The organism is Bacteroidota bacterium (assembly GCA_039714315.1).
Taxonomy (GTDB): Bacteria; Bacteroidota; Bacteroidia; order Flavobacteriales; family JADGDT01; genus JADGDT01.
The window spans coordinates 1-2935 of record JBDLJM010000237.1 but is presented as its reverse complement, the minus strand read 5'-3'; the positions used below and the strand labels follow the sequence as shown (position 1 = coordinate 2935).

The following is a 2935-nucleotide window of genomic DNA, read 5'->3' as shown; positions in this document are numbered from 1 at the left end:
ACGGTGTATGTTCCTCTGATGGCTTCTTTTAATGAAAACTCTTCAGGACCGTATCCCCGTGTAAAATCATAACTAATTTTACCGCCTATTTTCGTGGCCTTATGCTGATAATAGCATTTTTCGCCGTTGGGATCAATTACCCACAAATCGATATCATTATCATTAGAACTCCACTCCAGAGTTATTCTAACATCCAGCGGCATTGCCTTAATGTACTTTTTATCCACCTTGCTGATGTTCAGTTCATCTTTGTGTAAAGCAATCAGGTTGTTCATTTCGTTGAAAACAATATCCTTTATCTCTTCAAACCTGTTCCACCTGTGTTCTATTATATACAGATACAAATCAAGAGCTTTCTGATACTGTCCGCTAAGTGAATAGGCATGTGCCAGATCTCTGAACGATTGCGGTTCTTCGGGCCTCAACTCTTTTACCTCGGTAAATATCTTAATTGCCATATCGTATTCGCCATTGTTAAGAAGGCGCCGGGCAACAGTTTTCAACAACTCAGGATTTTCGAGATCCAGCTCAACCGTATTCGACAAAACACGAATAGCCTTGTTGTTTTGTTTTTTTTCGAATAACAGTTCGGATACCTGAATATAAAATGCCGGACGGGTTTTGTTATCTTTTTTTAGTTCGAAATACGCTGAGTCCAGATCTTTGGCCTCTAATTTTCTGAGAGTTTTCATGTATGGTGCATCGGGTTGCCAGGCCAGAACCTTTATTTTAGACTTACTACGCTGATTACTCCTTTTTTCAACAACTCTAAAATTATAAACTTCCTCTTCTTCCTCCAGAGCAACCTCGTCGTTTAATACAAAATCATACTCGTCTTCGCTGTTGCCTGTTCGTTGTGAGGCCGGTGGTGGCGGAGGCGGAGGCATCATATCGTAACTTTCATTTGATCCTCTTAGAGGAGGAGGTGGATTCTCAGATCTTTCATTTACCGGTATAGCCTCTTCATCTTCAAAAACAGTATTATTAGCTCTGTTTCCTTTATTATTCGAAGAAATTTTGGGTGGCTTTTCATACCATGATTTTAACCTGTTAATTCGTTTTTCATTTTCTTCCATTAACCTGTCGGGAGCTTCTTTTTTGTTCTTTTCCTGTTTTGCCAATAAGTTATAGTAAGTCTCGCGAAGTTCTTCAGGAGGAAGAATTTTATGCATAACATAGTCCTCAATTCTGTCGAGAACAATAAAAGAAGTGTTTTTTGTAATAATATTGTGCTTTTGGCTTAGTTTGAGAATCTCTTCTTTGTTAGATTCATAATCAAACATAAGGCTCTCAATCTTTTTGCCTGCCCAGATACGCGAAACAGGGGCAGTTGATTCGTTGTTTATTTCGAAACTTTGAGTGGCTGTAATTCCCTTATTGCTACCGTAGTTAATCTTAAGTTTAGCTCCTGCCTTGCCGGGAGGCAGGTTATCACTTTTTATAATACCGCTTACTTCAAAATAATTACCGATACGTGTTGGCCTGTTTGGGTACACTTCGGCTATTTGCGTATTATTATATGAATACGACAGAAACTTCTCCTGATCATAAGATAAAATTTCCAGGGACTGTTTTACCGAAAGCATATTCAGGTTTATAAATTCCCCGTTTGTTTCGGACGATATTTTCTTCAACAGCGAATAGTTGCTTCCTGCCACTGAAACAATTGTATATACCGGAATTTTATTAGTTTTTATTTCACTTTTGCCTATGGTATTTACGGCATCTGAGAATATTAGTATTTCGTCTGTATTGTGGCTCAGTTTTATGTTGTTGAACGAAGTAGCACCGTCATTTTTTAGATTACGGATATAGTTCAAAAGCTTAGCCGCATCTTTATCTATTGTAAAACTTTTGGGGGCCTCCTCTTTATAGTTAAAGCTGATAAGCGAAATATTCTTTCTGCCCTTTAATGATTCGAGGTATGTTTCAAGCAGTTTCAGTTCTTTCTCTAAATCACGCTTGTCGGCCGAGAATGAATTATCCCAGTAAACGGTGATGTTTTTTACTGTTTTTTTTGCGATTTTTTTAAGCTTTGGTGCTTTTGTAGTCAGATAGAAGTAAGTCTTTCCGTCAACATCACATGTAAAAAGCTGATGGTCCGATTTTGCAAATCGGGGTATGGTAAATTTTAAAGGCTTTGCCGTTTTAAAGTTTTCTCTCTCCAGGCTTAAAATATATGCATCGTCCTCACTGTCGAATTCAATATTTTCGAAACCGGATGTGATTTTATAATCACTCCCCTTATTTTTTATCACTTTTACATCGAGCTTAAAAGAAGCTATGTTTTCTTTCGATTCTATTGGCAGAGTGTAATATAAATTATTCTCATCGCCGTTTAGAGTTTCTGATACTGCAATAACTACACGTTTAGTTCCTCCTGCCGGAATAGGATATACTTTGGTTTTAAAAAAATTGCCTTTCGTAATATTAACTATACCCGGATCTATGTTTTGTCTGACAACAGCTTCATAAGTCTGCCTTGCCTTAATTTTTTCAACAATTACACCTTCGCGGAGTTTCCCGTTAACACTCAAAGCATATCTGCTTATTTCCTGACCTTCGTTCATCGGCATGGACAGTTCTCCTTCCATATCGCGTGTAAAAGGATTGAAAAATACAAGATCGTAAGTTGTAGTTGCTACGTTAGCACTTACAATAACATCTATATTCATTTGGGTAATTGCCAGGCTGTGTTTTTCTTGTTTATTGTCGATGTTTAGTATCGGAACCTGTCCGAATGATTGTTGATAAAGTAAAATTCCAATTAGGGCTAAGATTATTCTCATTGCATATTATTTAGAGGTTAATACTTTTTTCAAAAATGGAGCATCTTAACTAATAGTTTTAAACGGTGAATTCAGTTAAGGTTTCAAATTTGAATATATCAAGTCAATAATTATGCCATTTTTATAACTCAACTTTTAATTCCTGT

General features: G+C 36.8%; 1 protein-coding gene. It reads right to left on the bottom strand.

Translation table 11 applies throughout. The features are described from left to right. Nucleotides 1-2789 (bottom strand): VIT domain-containing protein (locus ABFR62_13885; GenBank protein ID MEN8139508.1); only part of this gene is annotated, 2789 nt, incomplete at its 3' end. Nucleotides 2790-2935: the final 146 nt, after the last annotated feature.